This is a genomic window from Priestia sp. P5_B4 (genome assembly GCF_056400385.1).
On record NZ_JBFULJ010001131.1, the window covers coordinates 1 to 1028 of the forward strand.

Genomic DNA, 1028 nt, shown 5'->3' on the forward strand with positions numbered 1-1028 from the left:
GGTCTAGGGTGGACACCAGCTATTATCTTACTGATTATTAGTTTAGGGCTAATGGAATTTGCCCATATCCATCCAGCGGTCATTATTATTGTTCTTATGGCAGCAGCTTGGATTCCGCTAAAACGAAAAGGAAAAAAAGGTGAAAGTGCTGAACACAAGCAAAAGAGGGAATCGGTATGATTTATATTCAGCTATTTATGGCGTTTYTTGTTTCAAATATTTTAGGCTATGGAGGCGGACCTGCGTCGATTCCGCTTATTCAAAAAGAAGTCGTGGATCACTATCATTGGCTTACGGTCAAAGAGTTTAGTGAAATGCTGGCAATTGGAAATGCGCTGCCTGGTCCGATTGCAACAAAAATGGCGGGATTTATCGGATATCAGCAGGCAGGGATTTTAGGCTCGGTGGTTGCTCTTTTTGCAACGATTGCTCCATCGGTTTTACTTTTAGTTATTTTACTTCGAATATTATTTAAGTATAAAGATTCGCCAAATGTTAAGAAAATGACGAACTACATTCGTCCCGTTATCGCCATTTTACTTGGCTTGATGGCATATGAATTTTTTATGAATTCATACGGTGATTCAGGTATATGGCAAACTTTATTTTTAGTAGCAGCCAGTTTTCTATTATTGGAAAAATTGCGCGTGCATCCAGCGTTCGTTATTGTCGGAGCACTCGTATACGGAGCTGTTTTTCTTGCTTAAATGAGGCTCTCGAAGGATGAGAGTTTTTTTGTGTAAAAGAGACGAAAAGAGGGGAAGTCATGGTTGAAAAAGCAGCGCTAGAAAACGTTCAGGATTTGGTTAAACTGCGAATGTTGCTCATGAAAGAACTGGGAGAATTAAACGGGAATGAGGAGCTGTTTCGAAAAGCTACAGAAGAATATTTTACTGCAAATATAAATAATCCACATAGCTATACGGCTATTTTAAAAGCGGATGGAGAAATTGTATCAGCAGGAAGCATCGTCTTTTTTATACGTCCGCCTTCACCGAGTAACCTCCAAGGAAAAGAAGCATATGTTA

Annotated in this window: 1 protein-coding gene and 2 pseudogenes; all 3 read left to right on the plus strand. The window is 39.4% G+C overall.

The genetic code is table 11. From position 1 onward, the window contains the following. A pseudogene (locus AC1DRF_RS29380) lies at positions 1–180 on the plus strand (chromate transporter); the annotation flags it as partial. Beyond that, positions 177–707: a chromate transporter gene (locus AC1DRF_RS29385; protein ID WP_477742495.1), complete on the plus strand. Its 531-nt coding sequence runs from the start codon at positions 177–179 to the stop codon at positions 705–707. The pseudogene AC1DRF_RS29380 and the gene AC1DRF_RS29385, both read left to right, overlap by 4 nt. A 59-nt stretch (positions 708–766) precedes the next feature. Beyond that, positions 767–1028 (plus strand): annotated as a pseudogene (locus tag AC1DRF_RS29390) (GNAT family N-acetyltransferase); the annotation flags it as partial.